Here is a 16,027-nt window from a genome sequence, read left to right on the forward strand (position 1 = left end):
TTGCTGACGGAACTCAGACGCATCGTCGAGAGCATGGCCGAGGCCAACACCCTCGAACAGGCCTTGCAAGCATTGGTGAGCCAGACCCGGCTCGCCATGACGGTGGACTGCTGCTCCGTTTATGTTGCCGAGCCCGACATGCGCCGCTATCGACTGGCGGCGACCGATGGCCTGGCCGAGTCGGCGGTGGGCAAGGCCACCTTGCCGTTCGAGCAGGGCATAGTCGGCCTGGTGGGTCAGCGGGAAGAGCTTATCAACCTGGCCGATGCGCCTTCTCACCCCAGTTTCAAGTTCCTGCCCGATGTCGCGGAAGAGGCGTTTCGCTCCTTCCTCGGCGCCCCCATCATGCACCAGCGCCAGGTGGTGGGCATTCTGGTGGTGCAGCAGAAAGAGAGCCGGCTGTTCGATGAAGGGGAAGAGTCCTTCATGGTCACCCTGGCGGCGCAGCTGGCGGCGCGCATCGCCCAGGCCCAGGCCAAGGGCTGGTTGCAGAAGACCGACTGGAGCAAGCCGCTGCGCGGCATCGCCGGTGCCAGTGGCATCGCCATCGCCAAGGCCTGGGTGTGGCGCCCGCGCAAGGCGCTCAACAGCATCACCCCGCGCAAGGACGAGGACCACGGCAAGCAGCTGGCCCGACTGGAGCTCGCGGTGGAAGAGGTTCGCCACGATCTGGAGAGCCTGGCGCTACGCTTTCGCGAGAGCTACAGCCAGGATTCGGTCGCCATCTTCGACATCTATCTGCACCTGCTGAACGATCCCGGCTACATCAAGCCCATCCGCAACAAGGTCGGCAAGGAGCACTGGACCGCCATCTCCGCGGTCAAGATCATCAGCGATCGGCTGATCGAGCAGTTCAAGGGGATGAAGGATCCCTATCTGCGGGAGCGCTCCACCGATGTGAAAGACATAGCCCAGCGGCTCATCAGCCGTCTGGTGCAGGACGAACCCGAGCAGCTCACCATAGGGGAGCCTGTGGTGCTGGTCGCCGACGAGGTGACCGCCACCATACTCGCCGAGATCCCGCGGGAGTTCCTGAGCGGCGTGGTGTCGCTCAAGGGGGGGACCAACTCCCATGCCGCCATCCTGGCCCGCGCCATGGGGGTGGCGGCCATCATGGGGGTGGATCTGCCCCTGGGTGACATAGGTGGTCGCACCCTGGTCGTCGATGGTTACAGCGGCGATCTCTTCATCGAACCCAATCAGGTGATCCTGACCGAGTACCGGCAGCTGCTGAGCGAGGAGCGGGCGCTCGATACTCTGGTGCGCAGCGTCGACAACCAACCCTCGGAGACGGCTGACGGCACTCCTGTCTCCTTGCTGCTCAACGCCGGCCTCAGTGCCGACACCGAGATCTCCCTCAACCATCTGGCGGACGGGGTCGGGCTCTATCGCACCGAGATCCCCTTCATGCTGCAGGACAGCTTCCCCTCCGAATGGGAGCAGACGGCGCGCTATCGCGGGATCCTGGAGACTTATCGGGATCGCCCGGTCTGCATGCGCACCCTGGACGTGGGGGGGGACAAGCAATTGCCCTATTTCCCCATAGTGGAGGAAAATCCCTTCCTTGGCTGGCGGGGGATCCGGCTCACCCTGGATCACCCCGAGTTGTTCCTGGTGCAGCTCAAGGCCATGCTGCGCGCCAGCGAAGGGCTGGACAATCTGGCCATCATGCTGCCGATGATCAGCAGCGTCAGTGAAATCAAGGCTTCCCGCCGGCTGCTGGATCAGGCCTGGCGTGAAGTGTCGGAAGAGGCGGCGAGCCGTGATGCGGTGATCCGCTACCCTAGCCTCGGGGTGATGATAGAGGTGCCCTCCGCCCTCTACATCCTGCCGGAGATGGCCCCCCTCATCGACTTCTGGTCGGTGGGCAGCAATGACCTGACCCAGTATCTGCTGGCGGTGGATCGCAACAACGCCCGGGTCGCCAGCATCTATGACGCCTTCCATCCCGCTGTGATCCGCGCCCTGCAACTGCTGGTCGATGCCTCCCATCGCTACCAGAAGCCGGTCTCTGTCTGTGGCGAACTGGCCGGGGATCCGGTCGGCGTGCTGCTGCTGCTGGCCATGGGCTATCGCCGTTTCAGCATGAACACCCACAACATCTCCCGCATCAAGTACGTGCTGCGTCAATCCGATCTCGGCGAGCTGAAGGCGCTGATGGCAGATGGCCTCAAGCACGACAATCCCCACGTGCTCCGTGGCCTGTTTGCCCGCTACCTGGAAGAGCACGGTCTGGGCGGTTTGCTGCGCGCGGGCCACAAGACCAAGCTGCCCGATTGATATTCAGTCTTGTTCCTGCTGACGAATGATCGGAGAATGCGGCTTTTCTTATGACTGGGGCCGCGCCATGCAGCACGACGGATATTGGGTTTTCTCGCAGATTGATCCCGTAGCATTCAGTTTGGGACCACTATCGGTACGCTGGTATGGTCTCATGTATTTGTTTGGTTTTGCCTTTGCCATGTGGCTTGCGGGCCGCCGCGCCGACGCGCCCAACAGTGGCTGGACTCGCAACGAGGTCTCCGACCTGCTGTTCTACGGCTTCCTCGGGGTGATCCTGGGTGGTCGTATCGGCTATGTGCTGTTCTACAACTTCGATCTCTTCCTGGCCGATCCCACCTACCTGTTCAAGATCTGGACCGGCGGCATGTCGTTCCACGGCGGCCTGATCGGTGTCATCACCGCCATGATCTGGTTTGCCCACAAGACCAAGCGTCACTTCTTCACCGTAGCGGACTTCGTGGCGCCGCTCATTCCGTTCGGCCTCGGTGTCGGCCGCATCGGCAACTTCATGAACGGCGAGCTGTGGGGCAGGATCACAGACGTGCCCTGGGCCATCATCTTCCCGGAGGCCGGCCCCGAGCCGCGTCACCCCTCCCAGCTCTACCAGTTCGCTCTGGAAGGTGTGGTGCTCTTCATCATCCTGAACCTGTTCTGGCGCAAGAACCCGCCACGGGGCGCCATCTCCGGCATGTTCCTGCTGTTCTACGGCCTGTTCCGCTTCCTGGTGGAGTTCGTACGCCAGCCTGACAGCCAGCTGGGTCTCTACTTCCAGGAGATCAGCATGGGCCAGATCCTCTCCACCCCGATGATCATCATCGGCGCCCTGATGATCTGGGTCGCCTACAAGCGTCCGCAGCTGTTCGGCAACGCGGCGAAGGAGGCAAAGCAATGAGGGCCTATCTCGACCTGATGCAGAAGATCCTGGATGAAGGCACCGTCAAATCCGATCGCACCGGCACGGGGACAGTCTCCCTGTTCGGTCATCAGATGCGCTTCAATCTGGCGGAAGGCTTCCCGCTGGTCACCACCAAGAAGTGCCACCTGCGCTCCATCATTCACGAGTTGCTCTGGTTCCTCAATGGCGACACCAACACCGCCTACCTGAAAGAGCACGGCGTAAGCATCTGGGACGAGTGGGCCGACGAGCACGGCGATCTGGGCCCTGTCTACGGTGCACAGTGGCGCTCCTGGCCGGCGGCCGATGGCGCCGTCATCGACCAGATCCAGAAGGCGGTGGATGACATCAAGCACAGCCCGGACTCGCGTCGCATCATAGTCTCCGCCTGGAACGTGGGTGAGCTGGACAAGATGGCGCTCGCCCCTTGTCACGCCTTCTTCCAGTTCTACGTGGCAGACGGCAAGCTCTCCTGCCAGCTCTATCAGCGCAGTTGCGACGTATTCCTCGGCCTGCCGTTCAACATCGCCAGCTACGCCCTGCTGACCCACATGATGGCTCAGCAGTGCGATCTGGCCGTGGGCGACTTCGTCTGGACCGGTGGCGACGTGCACCTCTACTCCAACCACATGGAGCAGACGGCGCTGCAGCTCTCCCGCGAGCCGCGTCCCTTGCCGCAGCTGGTGATCAAGCGCAAGCCGGACTCCATCTTCGACTACAGGTTCGAGGACTTCGAGATCCAGGGTTATGATCCCCATCCGGGTATCAAGGCCCCTGTTGCCATCTGATCCCGTATCCGCCGTGATGGCGAGCGGCTCTCGGCAGGATCTCCCGCGTGGCGGCATTACGTTATTCCATCTGTTCGAAAGGCGCCTGCGGGCGCCTTTTTCATGCCTTAAAAGAATAAATATGCAAAAAAAAGAATACTCCGCGGGCTCATGAAGGCGGGGTAAAACGTGCTTATAGCAGGCATGATTCATTTTGCCTTCGGTTTTTCCGTTGTTATTGGCAGTTAGAAACGATTTTTCATTAACTCACTCGGCCCCTAGACTGAAAAAGTACAATTTTATGGATAGTTAGACCATGAGCGATGTGTTCAAGCGATTTCTCAAACTGGAGTCAGCCTCCGGAATAATTCTGATCCTGGCCGCCCTGGTGGCCATCGGTCTGGCCAACTCTGCCCTGGCGGAGCACTATCAGAGTTTCCTCAATACCCAGGTACAGGTGCGCATTGCCGCCCTCGACATCAACAAGCCGCTGCTGCTCTGGATCAACGACGGCTTCATGGCGATCTTCTTCCTGCTGGTCGGGCTGGAAGTAAAGCGTGAGATGCTGGAGGGGGCGCTCTCATCACGGGTGCAGGCCACCTTCCCGGCCATCGCCGCCGTGGGCGGCATGCTGGCCCCTGCGCTCATCTATGCCCTCTTCAACTACGAAGACGAAGTGACCCGGGCCGGCTGGGCCATTCCGGCCGCAACCGACATCGCCTTCGCCCTCGGGGTGATGGCGCTGCTCGGCAAGCGGGTACCGACCAGCCTCAAGGTATTCCTGCTGGCCCTGGCCATCATGGATGACCTTGGGGTCATCATCATCATCGCGCTCTTTTATACCCAGCAGCTGTCGCTGACCGCACTGGCGGTCGGCATTCTGGCGACCCTCACTCTGCTGTGGATGAATCGCCGCGGTGAGGACAGGATCGGCCTCTACATGCTGGTGGGTCTGGTGCTCTGGGTTGCGGTGCTCAAGTCCGGCGTCCATGCGACCCTGGCCGGCGTCATCGTTGGCTTCATGATCCCTATCTCCGGGAAGCGCTATGCCTCGCCACTCAAGCACCTCGAGCATGTGCTGCACCCCTGGAGTGCGTACCTGATATTGCCGTTGTTTGCCTTTGCCAACGCCGGGGTCTCCCTCGACGGGATCCAGCTGTCGGATCTGCTCAGCCCGGTGCCCATGGGCATCATACTGGGGCTCTTCATCGGCAAACCCCTCGGTATCTTCACCATCAGCTGGCTGTCGGTGAAACTCGGCATCGCCCAGCTGCCGAGCGGCGTCAACTTCAAGCAGATCTTTGCGGTCAGCATCCTGTGTGGCATCGGCTTTACCATGTCGATGTTCATCGCATCGCTGGCATTCGAGCATGGCGGACTGGACTACGGCAGCTACTCACGCCTCGGGATCCTGGTGGGATCTACCCTGGCGGCCGTGATCGGTTTTATCGCCCTGCGGATATCGCTGCCCAATCGGGAGGCGAATCAAAGCACGGAGGGGTTATGAGAAGACTCGGATGGTTAGTCATGCTGGCGAGCCCGGCAGTCTGGGCGAATAGCCTGGCGGAGTGCCAGCAGGATGCGATGTCGGCCAGTTGCTCGGCCTATCTCAATGGGGTGGTGGACAGCGCCCTCATGCTGGGGGACAAGCAGGCCAAGGCCCAGTTCGGTGAGACCTTCACCGAGCGGGCCTTGAGCAGCCGGGCCGGCGAGCGCGTGAAGAAGTCCCATAAGCGCTACTGCGGGGAGCGGATGCCGGATCCGGCCCGCCTCAAGCTGACCCTGCAAGAGCAGTTCGGCGCAAACAAGGTTGACTCGATCAGCGACATGTATGACATTCTGGCGGTTGAACTCAGCTGCTACCGGAGCCCGCGCAGCGCGGGAACCCCATCGGATGTCACACCTTAATTACAACCATCTCTACTATTTTTGGATGACTCAGAAGAAGGGTTCCGTCACCCAGGCGGCGGAAGCCCTCTTCTTGACCCCGCAGACAGTCACCGGTCAGATCAAACTGCTGGAGCAGCGTCTCGGCGGCAAGCTGTTGATCCGTAAGGGGCGATCCCTCGAGGCGACCGAACTGGGCCAGCTGGTGTTTCGCTATGCCGACAAGATGTTCAGCCTCTCCTACGAGATGCTGGATATCGTCAACTACCGCAAGGAGAGCCAGATCCTGTTCGACGTAGGCATCGCCGATGCACTCTCCAAGCGCCTCGCCAGCCGGGTGCTGCTCTCCGTCATCCCCAACGACGGCTCCATCCACCTGCGCTGTTTCGAATCGACCCACGAGCTGCTGCTGGAACAACTGAGCGAGCACAAGCTAGACATGATCCTCTCCGATTGTCCGGTGGACTCCAGCCAGCACGCCGGCCTGCTCTCCAAGCGGCTGGGAGGCTGTGGCGTCAGCTTCTTCTGCAAGGCGCCGCTGCCCGAAAAGCCTTTTCCTGCCTGTCTCGAGGAGCGCAAGCTGCTCATTCCGGGCCGTCGTACCGCCATGGGGCGCCAGCTGACCCAGTGGTTCGAGCAGCAGGGCATCTCTCCCAGCATCCTGGGGGAATTCGACGATGCGGCCCTGATGAAGGCATTTGGCTTCTTCAATCAGGGGATCTTCATGGCGCCGACCATCTATCGGGAGGAGATCCTGGAGGGGGAGGAGGTGATGCTGATCGGGGAGACCCAGGATCTGATGGAGGAGTACTACGTCATCTTCGCCGAACGGATGATCCAGCATCCGGCGGTGAAGCGGGTGTGCGAGAGTGATTTCTCCTTCCTCTTTGCCGGTCAGGAGGATTTCACCACCATTCAGCCGGCGACCCTGTCATTTTAAATCGGCGGGGCAGAGGGTATGATTCCTGTCTTGCAGGGGAGGGAATGCGATGCAGTTGGAAGAGATGGAGGCGAATGCCGGACGTGCGGTCACCCTGCTCAAGGCGCTGGCCAATGAACGGCGCTTGTTCATTCTGTGCCAGTTATTGGAGAGAGAGCTGTCGGTGGGGGAACTCAACGAGGTGCTTGGACTGAGTCAATCGGCCCTGTCACAGCATCTGGCTGTGCTGCGGCGTGATGAGCTGGTGGCGACGCGAAAAGAGGCCCAGACGGTCTACTATTCGCTGCGCAGCCATGAGGTACGCGAGATGATTGGATTGTTGCACAGGCTGTATTGCAGCGAACCCAAATAAAAAACCGGCACTAAGGCCGGTTTTTTTAGCTTTGTTCAGCCGAAGCTGATTAAGCCATAGCTTTGATCTGGGCAGACAGGCGGCTCTTGTGACGAGCAGCTTTGTTCTTGTGGATCAGGCCTTTGGTCGCCATACGATCCATGATCGGCTGAGCAACAGCGAAAGCGGCAGTGGCAGCAGCTTTGTCGCCAGAAGCGATTGCAGCAATTACTTTCTTCAGATAGGTACGGGTCATGGAACGACGGCTGGCGTTGTGTTGACGACGTTTCTCTGACTGAATCGCGCGCTTCTTAGCAGATTTGATATTAGCCAAGGTAAAACTCCTAAAACTGTCTTAGCGAGTGTATTGAAAAGGCCCGGAAATATGCCTTCTCAACCACATATTGTCAAATGATTTGTGCAAATAAACACCGCCCCCCGGTGGTGTGTCAGTTGGGAGGCGGTTAAACTGTCGGCCGATTCTAGCAGCATTCTTTCCATTCTGACAGTTCCAGAGGCCTCGTCTTGAGTAAGAAATTGATCAAATCCGGCATGATAGTGTCCGCAATGACGCTGGTGTCCCGTGTGATGGGCTTGGTGCGCGATGTGGTCATCGCCAATCTGCTCGGTGCCGGGGTGGCCGCAGACGTCTTCTTCTTCGCCAACCGCATTCCCAACTTCTTGCGCCGGCTGTTCGCCGAAGGGGCTTTCAACCAGGCCTTCGTGCCGGTGATGACGGAGTACAAGAAAAACGGTGACGAGCAGGCCGTGCGAGAGCTGCTGGCCGCAGTGGCGGGCACCCTTGGGGGCATAGTCACCATAGTCACCCTGCTCGGTGTGCTGGGCTCGGGGGTGCTGACGGCCCTGTTCGGCTGGGGCTGGTTCTGGGACTGGCTGCACGGCGGCCCGGCGGCCGAGAAGTTCGAGCTGGCCAGCCTGATGCTCAAGATTACCTTCCCCTATCTCTGGTTCATCACCTTCACCGCCATGGCCGGGGCTATTCTCAACACCTTTGGTCGCTTCGCCGTCTCCTCCTTCACGCCGGTGTTCCTCAACCTCACCATGATAGCGGCGGCCTGGTGGATAGCCCCGTTGCTGGAGCGGCCCGAGATCGCGCTGGCGATCGGCGTCTTCCTCGGCGGCTTGGTGCAGTTTCTGTTCCAGTACCCCTTCCTGCGCCAGATCAACATGCTGGTGTGGCCCAAGTGGGGTTGGCACCATCCTGGTGTGGTGAAGATCCGCACCCTGATGATACCGGCGCTGTTCGGCGTCTCGGTCAGCCAGATCAATCTGCTGATCAACACCATGCTGGCCTCCTTCCTGGCGACCGGTGCCATCAGCTATCTCTACTATTCGGATCGCCTGCTGGAGTTCCCCCTCGGCCTGTTCGCGGTCGCCATCAGCACAGTGATCCTGCCGGCGCTGGCCAAGAAGCATGTGGATGCGGATCCGGCCGACTTCTCCCGTACCATGGACTGGGGGGTGCGGATGGTGATGCTGCTCGGCCTGCCCGCCATGGTGGGGATTGCCGTATTGCGCGAGCCCATACTGAGAGTGCTCTTCATGCGCGGGGAGTTCGGCATGCACGAGTGGCCATGTCCAGCGCCAGCCTGCTGGCGTCCACCACAGGGCTGCTCTCCCTGATGCTGATCAAGGTGCTGGCGCCCGGCTACTATGCCCGCCAGGACACTAGGACCCCGGTACGGATCGGCATCATGGCCATGGTGGCCAACATGGTGTGCAACCTCATCTTCATCTATCCGCTTGGCTATGTGGGGCTGGCGCTCGCCACCGCCTGCTCCGGCACCCTGAATGCGGCCCTGCTGTTCAAGGGGTTGTATCAGCAGGCGGTCTATCGCCCTTCCCGCAACACGGGCGTGTTCTGCCTCAAGCTGCTGGTGGCGACCGTGCTGATGGGGGGCGTGCTTGGCTATCTGTCACCGGATCTCGCCCAGTGGGGAGCCTGGAGCATGGGCAAAGCCAGTCTGGAGCTGACCTTGCTGCTCTGCCTGGGGGGCGCCTTGTATGGAATAGTCCTGTTGGTGCTGGGGGTCAGGCCAAGACACCTGAAATCGGGTCAGCAATGAGGCTGATGGCGCACGGGTTCCGGGTCAGATACCTGAAATCGGCTCAACAGCAGGGCTGACCCTGCCTGCTGCCTGATATATAATCCGCCGATTTCCATGGCAGCAACGCACAAGGCACTGATGGAACTCATTCGCGGCATTCACAATATCAAGCCCCGTCATCGGGGCTGTGTATTGACCATAGGCAACTTCGATGGGGTTCATCAGGGCCACCATGCGGTGCTGGCCCGACTGCAGGAGAAAGCCGCCCAGCTTGGTCTGCCCGCCTGCGTCATGCTGTTCGAGCCGCAGCCCCTTGAGCTGTTTGCGGGGGATGCGGCTCCTGCCCGTCTCAGCCGTTGGCGGGAGAAGTACGAAGCCCTCAAGGGGATGCATATAGATCGCATGCTCTGTGTGCGGTTCACGCACCGCTTCGCCGAGCAGGCCGCCAGCAGCTTCATCGAGCAGTTGCTGGTGGAGAAACTCGGCGTGCACTACCTGGTGGTGGGCGATGATTTTCGCTTCGGCAAGGGGCGGGAAGGGGACTTCCAGCTGCTGGAGGCGGCGGGGCAGCGCTTCGGTTTCGAGGTGATCAGCACCCAGAGTTTCCAGCTATCCCGCCAGCGGGTCAGCAGTACCCTGGTGCGCGAAGCGCTCAAGGCGGGCCGGATGGCGGAAGTGGAACTGATGCTCGGCCGCCCCTATACCATCAGCGGCCGGGTGGCCCATGGCGACAAGCTGGGGCGCACCATAGGTTTTCCAACCGCCAATCTGGCCCTCAAACGCCAGGTGATCCCGGTCGGTGGCGTGTTTGCGGTGGAAGTGATATGTTCCGGCAAGACCTTCCCCGGTGTCGCCAATGTGGGTGTACGGCCGACCTTGAGCGGTACACAAGCCAGATTGGAAGTACATCTATTTGATTTTTCTGGCGATCTATATGGTCAACAGGTCAAGGTGCTGCTTCGCCACAAGCTGCGCGAAGAGCAGAAGTTTGCCTCTTTCACCGCCTTGAAAGAGCAGATCGAACGAGATGCCCTGGCGGCCCGAGCCTGGTTCGGGCTGCCACCATTCAATTTACCCAGCACTCTTTTAGAAAAGAAGGGAACCCAGGACTGATGAGCGACTATAAACACACCCTGAATCTGCCGGAAACCGAGTTTCCGATGCGTGGCGATCTGGCCAAGCGCGAACCCAACATGCTGAAACGTTGGTACGATCAGGATCTTTACGGCGCCATTCGCCGCGCCAAAGCGGGCAAGCCTTCCTTCATTCTGCATGATGGCCCTCCCTACGCGAACGGCAGCATTCACATCGGTCACTCGGTCAACAAGATCCTCAAAGACATCATCATCAAGTCCAAGGGCCTCTCCGGCTTCGACTCTCCCTATGTGCCGGGCTGGGATTGCCACGGTCTGCCCATAGAGCTGAAGGTCGAGGGGCTCGTCGGCAAGCCGGGTGTGAAGGTCTCCGCCGCCGAGTTCCGCGCCGAGTGCCGCAAATACGCCAAGACCCAGATCGAAGCGCAGAAGACCGACTTCATCCGTCTGGGCGTGCTGGGTGACTGGGAACACCCCTACCTGACCATGGACTTTGGCACCGAAGCCAACATCATCCGCTCCATGGCCAAGATCGTCGAGAATGGCCACCTGCACAAGGGTTCCAAGCCGGTACACTGGTGTACCGACTGCGGCTCTGCCCTGGCGGAAGCCGAAGTGGAGTACTACGACAAGAATTCCCCCTCCATCGATGTGCGCTTCAAGGCCGTCGACGAGGCGACAGTGGCAGCCAAGTTCGACTGCCCCGAAGGTCACACCGGCAAGGGCCCGCTCTCTGCCGTGATCTGGACCACCACCCCCTGGACCCTGCCGGCCAACCGTGCCATCGCCATGCACGCCGATCTGGACTACGCCCTGGTACAGGTGGAGGGTGACAACCCCGAGCGCCTGATCCTGGCCGCCGAGCTGGTCAAGGACGTGATGGACAGAGCCGGTATCGAGAAGTTCCACAACCTGGGCTATGCCAAGGGTGCGGCGCTCGAGCTGCTGCGCTTCAACCACCCCTTCTACAGCTTCGACGTGCCTGTGGTGCTGGGTGACCACGTCACCCTGGATGCCGGTACCGGCGCTGTCCACACCGCCCCTGGCCACGGTCAGGAAGACTTCGTGGTCGGTCAGAAGTACGGTCTGGAAGTAGCCAACCCGGTTGGCAGCAACGGCGTTTACCTGCCGGATACCGAGCTGTTTGCCGGCCAGCACGTGTTCAAGGCCAACGCCTCCGTGGTCGAGGTGCTGACCGAGCGCGGCGCCCTGCTGCACCACAAGGTGTTCAACCACTCCTACCCCCATTGCTGGCGTCACAAGACCCCGATCATCTTCCGTGCTACCCCCCAGTGGTTCATTAGCATGGAGCAGAAGGGGTTGCGCAAGCGTGCGCTGGAAGAGATCGAGCGCATCGAGAAAGATGGCATTGCCCAGCACGGCCAGAGCGGCTGGGTGCCGGCATGGGGCAAGAACCGCATCCAGGCCATGGTCGAGAACCGTCCTGACTGGTGCATCTCCCGTCAGCGTACCTGGGGCGTGCCCATCTCCCTGTTCGTTCACAAGGAGACTCAGGCGCTGCACCCGGAATCCGTGCGCCTGATGGAAGAGGTGGCCAAGCGGGTCGAACAGTCCGGCATCCAGGCCTGGTGGGATCTGGACAAGGCCGAGCTGCTGGGCAGCGACGCCGACATGTACGACAAGGTGCCCGACACCCTGGACGTCTGGTTCGACTCAGGCTCGACCCACTCCTCCGTGGTCGATGCCCGTCCCGAGTTCAACGGTCACTCCGCCGACCTCTATCTGGAAGGTTCTGATCAGCACCGCGGCTGGTTCATGTCCTCCCTGATGATCGGCGTGGCCATGAAAGACAAGGCTCCCTACAACCAGGTGCTGACCCACGGCTTCACCGTGGATGGCCAGGGGCGCAAGATGTCCAAGTCCATCGGCAACGTGGTCAGCCCGCAGGACGTGATGAACAAGCTGGGCGCCGACATCCTGCGCCTGTGGGTAGCGAGCACTGACTACACCGGCGAGATGACAGTCTCTGACGAGATCCTCAAGCGCTCCGCCGATGCTTATCGCCGTATTCGCAACACAGCCCGCTTCCTGCTGGCCAACCTGAACGGTTTCAATCCGGCGACCGACATGGTGGCGTCTGCCGACATGGTGGTGGTGGATCGTTGGGCCGTGGGCCGTGCCAAGGCGGTACAGGCCGAGATCATGGCGGCGTTCGATGAGTACAATTTCCACGGTGTGACCCAGAAGCTGATGCAGTTCTGCTCCATCGAGATGGGCTCCTTCTATCTGGATGTCATCAAGGACAGGCAGTACACCGCCAAGGCTGACAGCCTGGCTCGTCGCTCCTGCCAGACCGCCCTCTATCACATCGCCGAGGCCATGGTGCGCTGGATGGCGCCCATCATGAGCTTCACCGCCGACGAGATCTGGGCTCTGCTGCCGGGTGAGCGCGGTGAGTTCGTGTTCACCGAAGAGTGGTACGACGGCCTGTTCGGGCTGGAAGCGGGTGAAGTGCTGAACGACGATTTCTGGGCTGAGATCCTCACAGTGCGCGGTGAAGTGAACAAGGCACTGGAAGCCGCCCGTGGCGAGAAGCGCATCGGTGGCTCCCTGCAGGCAGAACTGACTCTGTTCGCCAAGCCCGAGCTGGCTAAGCGCCTGAATGCCTTGGCCGATGAGCTGCGCTTCGTGCTGCTCACCTCCAAGGCCAAGGTGGTGGTGGCTGACACAGCACCGGAAGGTGCCGTTGCGACCGAGCGCGATGATCTGTGGCTGAACGTGGCCCAGTCTGCTGCCGCCAAGTGCGACCGCTGCTGGCACCATGTGGAAGACGTGGGCACCATAGCCGGTCACGAAGAGATCTGTGGCCGCTGCGTCACCAACGTCGAGGGTGACGGCGAAACGCGTCAATTTGCCTGATGAACATGACCAATAACGCTCTTCATAACAAAACGGGCCTGCGTTGGCTGTGGCTGGCGGTGCTGGCTTTCGTACTGGACCAGGCGAGCAAGCTCGCCGTGGTCAAGTTGCTGCCGTTTGGCTATCCGGGGGTGGAGATCACCCCCTTCTTCAACCTGGTGCATGTCTACAACAAGGGCGCAGCGTTCAGCTTCTTGGCCGATCAGGGGGGCTGGCAGCGCTGGTTCTTCGCGGTCTTGGCGTTTGCCATCTGTGGGCTGCTGACGCACTGGTTGCGCAAGCAGTCGGTCACCCAGCGCTGGAGCGGTATCGCCTATTCGCTCATCATCGGCGGAGCCCTTGGCAACGTCTTTGATCGTCTGGTGCTTGGCCATGTGGTCGACTTCCTCGACTTCTACTGGCAGCGCTCCCATTGGCCCGCATTCAACCTGGCGGACAGCTTCATCTTCATCGGCGCAGCCATGATAGTGCTGGAAGGTTTTCGCTCCGAAAAACAGAAGGAGGCGGCATGAGCCAGGCCATAGGCGCTGACAGCAGCGTACTGTTCCACTTCTCCATCAAGCTGGAAGATGGCTCGGTTGCCGACAGCACGGCGCTGCACGGCAAACCGGCCCGCCTGCGAATGGGGGACGGCAGCCTGACATCGAGCTTCGAGCAGTGTCTGCTGGGGTTGCAACAGGGTGAGGCCAAGAGCTTCACGCTGGCGCCTGAACAGGCGTTCGGTCACTCCAATCCCGACAACATCTACCATCTGGACAGAGCCAAGTTCGGTGCCGATGTGGAGCCCAAGATTGGCACCATCATCCTCTTCGACCAGCCCAATGGCAGCGAGCTGCCCGGCATCATACGGGCGGTGGAAGGGATGTCGGTGACGGTCGACTTCAACCACCCGCTGGCGGGTCACACCGTCACCTTCGAGGTGGAGATCCTGGGCGTGGATGACGAGGAAAAGGTGCACTGATGGATATTCTGCTCGCCAACCCACGTGGTTTTTGTGCCGGTGTCGATCGGGCCATCAGCATAGTCGAGAGTGCGCTTGAGAAGTTCGGGGCGCCCATCTATGTCCGCCATGAAGTGGTGCACAACCGTTATGTGGTGAACAAGCTGAAAGAGGCGGGGGCCGTGTTCGTCGAGGAGCTCGACGAGGTGCCGGACGACAGCATCGTCATCTTCTCCGCCCACGGCGTGGCCAAGACGGTGCGCGAGATGGCCAAGTCCCGTGCCCTCAAGGTGTTCGATGCCACTTGTCCGCTGGTGACCAAGGTGCACATGGAGGTCCATCGTGCCAGCCGCAAGGGATCCGAGGCCGTGCTCATCGGTCACGCCGGTCACCCCGAGGTGATCGGCACCATGGGGCAGTACGAGAATCCGGAAGGGGGCATGTATCTGGTGGAGACGCCGGAGGACGTGGCCAGGCTCAAGGTGAAGAACCCGGACGATCTCTGCTTCGTTACTCAGACTACGCTCAGCGTGGATGAGACCTCGGACGTTATCGATGCCTTGCGCCAACACTTCCCAAAAATTCAGGGACCGCGCAAGGATGACATCTGTTATGCCACCCAGAACCGTCAGGATGCGGTGCGGGAGATGGCGGGGCTGGTGGACGCCATGCTGGTAGTGGGGTCACGGAACTCCTCCAACTCCAACCGCCTGCGCGAGCTGGCCGAGAAGGTAGGGGCGCCAAGGCCTATCTCGGGCGGACCAAATGATACGTCAGTGGGAGAGATTTCACTTAAAAACTGGGGATAACGCCTTAAATCGACGATGCGTCCATGATTGAGGCGAGCTGGCTGGAAGGGGTGAAGGCGATCGGCGTCACTGCCGGCGCATCCGCCCCCGAGGTGCTGGTGCAAAAGGTTATCGCCCGCCTGCGGGAGCTGGGTGGCAAGGTGGTCGCCGAGCATCCTGGCCGTGAAGAGAACGTGGTCTTTGAGGTTCCTCCCGAACTTAGAATAATTTGAGTGCAGCCAGGAAGGCTTAAGAATAAAGTGCAATGTTGATGACGCCGGGTTTGTCTAGTGACAGGCTCGGCGTTAAACTTATAAAGCAGTCTGTCACCAAGGATGGGATATGATTGGATACTTTCGTGGCTTTTCTCTTATTGAGCTGATGATTGTCGTTCGCCATTGTGGCGATTCTTGGCACCATCGCTTACCCGCCTATCAGCAATATGTGCTGACCAGTCATCGTGTCGAAGCCAAAAAGCCATGCTGCTCAATGCGGCCAATCGGCAAGAAACCTATTTTATGGATTTCAATCAGTATGCATCCTCTGCTGCTGCTCTTGGTATCAGTAGTGCGTCTGAGAATGGTCTGTATCAATTATCCATCTGCCGTATCAGGCAACACCTACACCTTGTCAGCCAGTGCTGGCGCGACGACAGCCCAAGCTAACGATACCGATTGCACGGTGTTTTCCATTAATCAGTTGGGCGTCAAAAGTGCCTCTGGTGCAGCTAGCAATAGCTGTTGGGAATAGCCATGGCCATTCATGTTTCATCACATGACAAAGGATTCAGCCTGCTGGAGGTGATGATCACCGCAGTAATCCTGTCGTTGGGGCTGCTGGGTCTGGTTGCATGCAACCCATTCCAAATTTGCCAGTTATGAAGCTCGACAGCGCACGATTGCCAGCTGGCTGGCTAACGATATGGTTGAGCGGGCCAGGATCAACCAGGGACAGCTGGAGCGCCCAGGGCACGACAGTCGTATCAGGCCGCCATCTTGCCATGCCGAGTTGTGCCAACAGCAATGGCACCATCAGCGGATTGCAGCAGGACCGAACGGCAGGCGCTGGACCTTCACTATTGGCAACAGTCCCTGCTGGGTCAGTGTGTCCGGTGCAGCCTCATCTCTGCACTCTCCGGTCGGCTGCGTGATCC

Annotated in this window: 14 protein-coding genes and 2 pseudogenes; 15 read left to right on the forward strand and 1 reads right to left on the reverse strand. The window is 60.2% G+C overall.

Annotated features, from left to right (window positions below; translation table 11 throughout):
• From ptsP to ACF2JD_RS16035, 7 genes are all read left to right on the forward strand, one after another.
• Entirely contained in the window at nucleotides 1-2,280 is a 2,280-nt protein-coding gene (gene ptsP / locus ACF2JD_RS16005; RefSeq protein WP_106884996.1) for a phosphoenolpyruvate--protein phosphotransferase, read from the forward strand.
• A gap of 67 nt (nucleotides 2,281-2,347) precedes the next feature.
• Nucleotides 2,348-3,175, forward strand: a complete 828-nt coding sequence (gene lgt / locus ACF2JD_RS16010) for a prolipoprotein diacylglyceryl transferase (RefSeq protein ID WP_408752026.1) — start codon at nucleotides 2,348-2,350, stop codon at nucleotides 3,173-3,175.
• On the forward strand, nucleotides 3,172-3,966 hold the full coding sequence (gene thyA / locus ACF2JD_RS16015; protein ID WP_440987769.1) for a thymidylate synthase: 795 nt from the start codon (nucleotides 3,172-3,174) through the stop codon (nucleotides 3,964-3,966). The genes lgt and thyA overlap by 4 nt, the downstream gene beginning before the upstream one ends.
• A 295-nt stretch (nucleotides 3,967-4,261) precedes the next feature.
• Nucleotides 4,262-5,452, forward strand: a complete 1,191-nt coding sequence (gene nhaA, locus ACF2JD_RS16020; protein ID WP_440987770.1) for a Na+/H+ antiporter NhaA — start codon at nucleotides 4,262-4,264, stop codon at nucleotides 5,450-5,452.
• Nucleotides 5,453-5,472: 20 nt separating this feature from the next.
• The gene (locus tag ACF2JD_RS16025; RefSeq protein WP_171277181.1) at nucleotides 5,473-5,853 is read left to right on the forward strand and encodes a hypothetical protein; all 381 of its coding nucleotides are present in this window, start codon (nucleotides 5,473-5,475) and stop codon (nucleotides 5,851-5,853) included.
• Complete coding sequence (gene nhaR, locus ACF2JD_RS16030) at nucleotides 5,840-6,772, forward strand: transcriptional activator NhaR (protein ID WP_005332358.1); 933 nt, start codon at nucleotides 5,840-5,842, stop codon at nucleotides 6,770-6,772. Before ACF2JD_RS16025 ends, nhaR begins: the two co-directional genes overlap by 14 nt.
• 49 nt (nucleotides 6,773-6,821) lie before the next feature.
• Nucleotides 6,822-7,124, forward strand: coding sequence for an ArsR/SmtB family transcription factor (locus ACF2JD_RS16035; RefSeq protein ID WP_106884992.1), 303 nt, complete (start codon nucleotides 6,822-6,824; stop codon nucleotides 7,122-7,124).
• A gap of 49 nt (nucleotides 7,125-7,173) precedes the next feature.
• Here the strand turns inward: ACF2JD_RS16035 and rpsT are convergent, their stop codons facing one another.
• Nucleotides 7,174-7,437 carry a 30S ribosomal protein S20 gene (gene rpsT / locus ACF2JD_RS16040; RefSeq protein ID WP_033129187.1) on the reverse strand — a complete coding sequence of 88 codons (264 nt, stop codon included), beginning with the start codon at nucleotides 7,435-7,437 and terminating at the stop codon, nucleotides 7,174-7,176.
• Nucleotides 7,438-7,628: 191 nt separating this feature from the next.
• Between rpsT and murJ the strand changes: the two are divergent.
• The 8 genes and pseudogenes from murJ (at nucleotide 7,629) to ACF2JD_RS16080 (ending at nucleotide 15,755) form a co-directional block, all read left to right on the forward strand.
• Nucleotides 7,629-9,190, forward strand: a pseudogene (gene murJ, locus ACF2JD_RS16045) (murein biosynthesis integral membrane protein MurJ).
• 120 nt (nucleotides 9,191-9,310) lie between these two features.
• On the forward strand, nucleotides 9,311-10,285 hold the full coding sequence (gene ribF, locus ACF2JD_RS16050) for a bifunctional riboflavin kinase/FAD synthetase (protein WP_440987771.1): 975 nt from the start codon (nucleotides 9,311-9,313) through the stop codon (nucleotides 10,283-10,285).
• On the forward strand, nucleotides 10,285-13,146 hold the full coding sequence (gene ileS, locus ACF2JD_RS16055; RefSeq protein ID WP_440987772.1) for an isoleucine--tRNA ligase: 2,862 nt from the start codon (nucleotides 10,285-10,287) through the stop codon (nucleotides 13,144-13,146). The genes ribF and ileS overlap by 1 nt, the downstream gene beginning before the upstream one ends.
• Nucleotides 13,146-13,658 carry a signal peptidase II gene (gene lspA, locus ACF2JD_RS16060; RefSeq protein ID WP_025325712.1) on the forward strand — a complete coding sequence of 171 codons (513 nt, stop codon included), beginning with the start codon at nucleotides 13,146-13,148 and terminating at the stop codon, nucleotides 13,656-13,658. The genes ileS and lspA overlap by 1 nt, the downstream gene beginning before the upstream one ends.
• Entirely contained in the window at nucleotides 13,655-14,107 is a 453-nt protein-coding gene (gene fkpB, locus ACF2JD_RS16065) for an FKBP-type peptidyl-prolyl cis-trans isomerase (RefSeq protein WP_106884989.1), read from the forward strand. Before lspA ends, fkpB begins: the two co-directional genes overlap by 4 nt.
• Nucleotides 14,107-15,107: pseudogene (gene ispH, locus ACF2JD_RS16070) on the forward strand (4-hydroxy-3-methylbut-2-enyl diphosphate reductase). The gene fkpB and the pseudogene ispH overlap by 1 nt, the downstream one beginning before the upstream one ends.
• A gap of 109 nt (nucleotides 15,108-15,216) precedes the next feature.
• Nucleotides 15,217-15,624, forward strand: coding sequence for a type IV pilin protein (locus ACF2JD_RS22690; protein WP_456305340.1), 408 nt, complete (start codon nucleotides 15,217-15,219; stop codon nucleotides 15,622-15,624).
• 2 nt (nucleotides 15,625-15,626) lie between these two features.
• Nucleotides 15,627-15,755, forward strand: coding sequence for a prepilin-type N-terminal cleavage/methylation domain-containing protein (locus ACF2JD_RS16080; RefSeq protein WP_440987773.1), 129 nt, complete (start codon nucleotides 15,627-15,629; stop codon nucleotides 15,753-15,755).
• Nucleotides 15,756-16,027: the final 272 nt, after the last annotated feature.

Source organism: Aeromonas ichthyocola (assembly GCF_046087985.1).
Classification (GTDB): domain Bacteria; phylum Pseudomonadota; class Gammaproteobacteria; order Enterobacterales; family Aeromonadaceae; genus Aeromonas; species Aeromonas rivipollensis.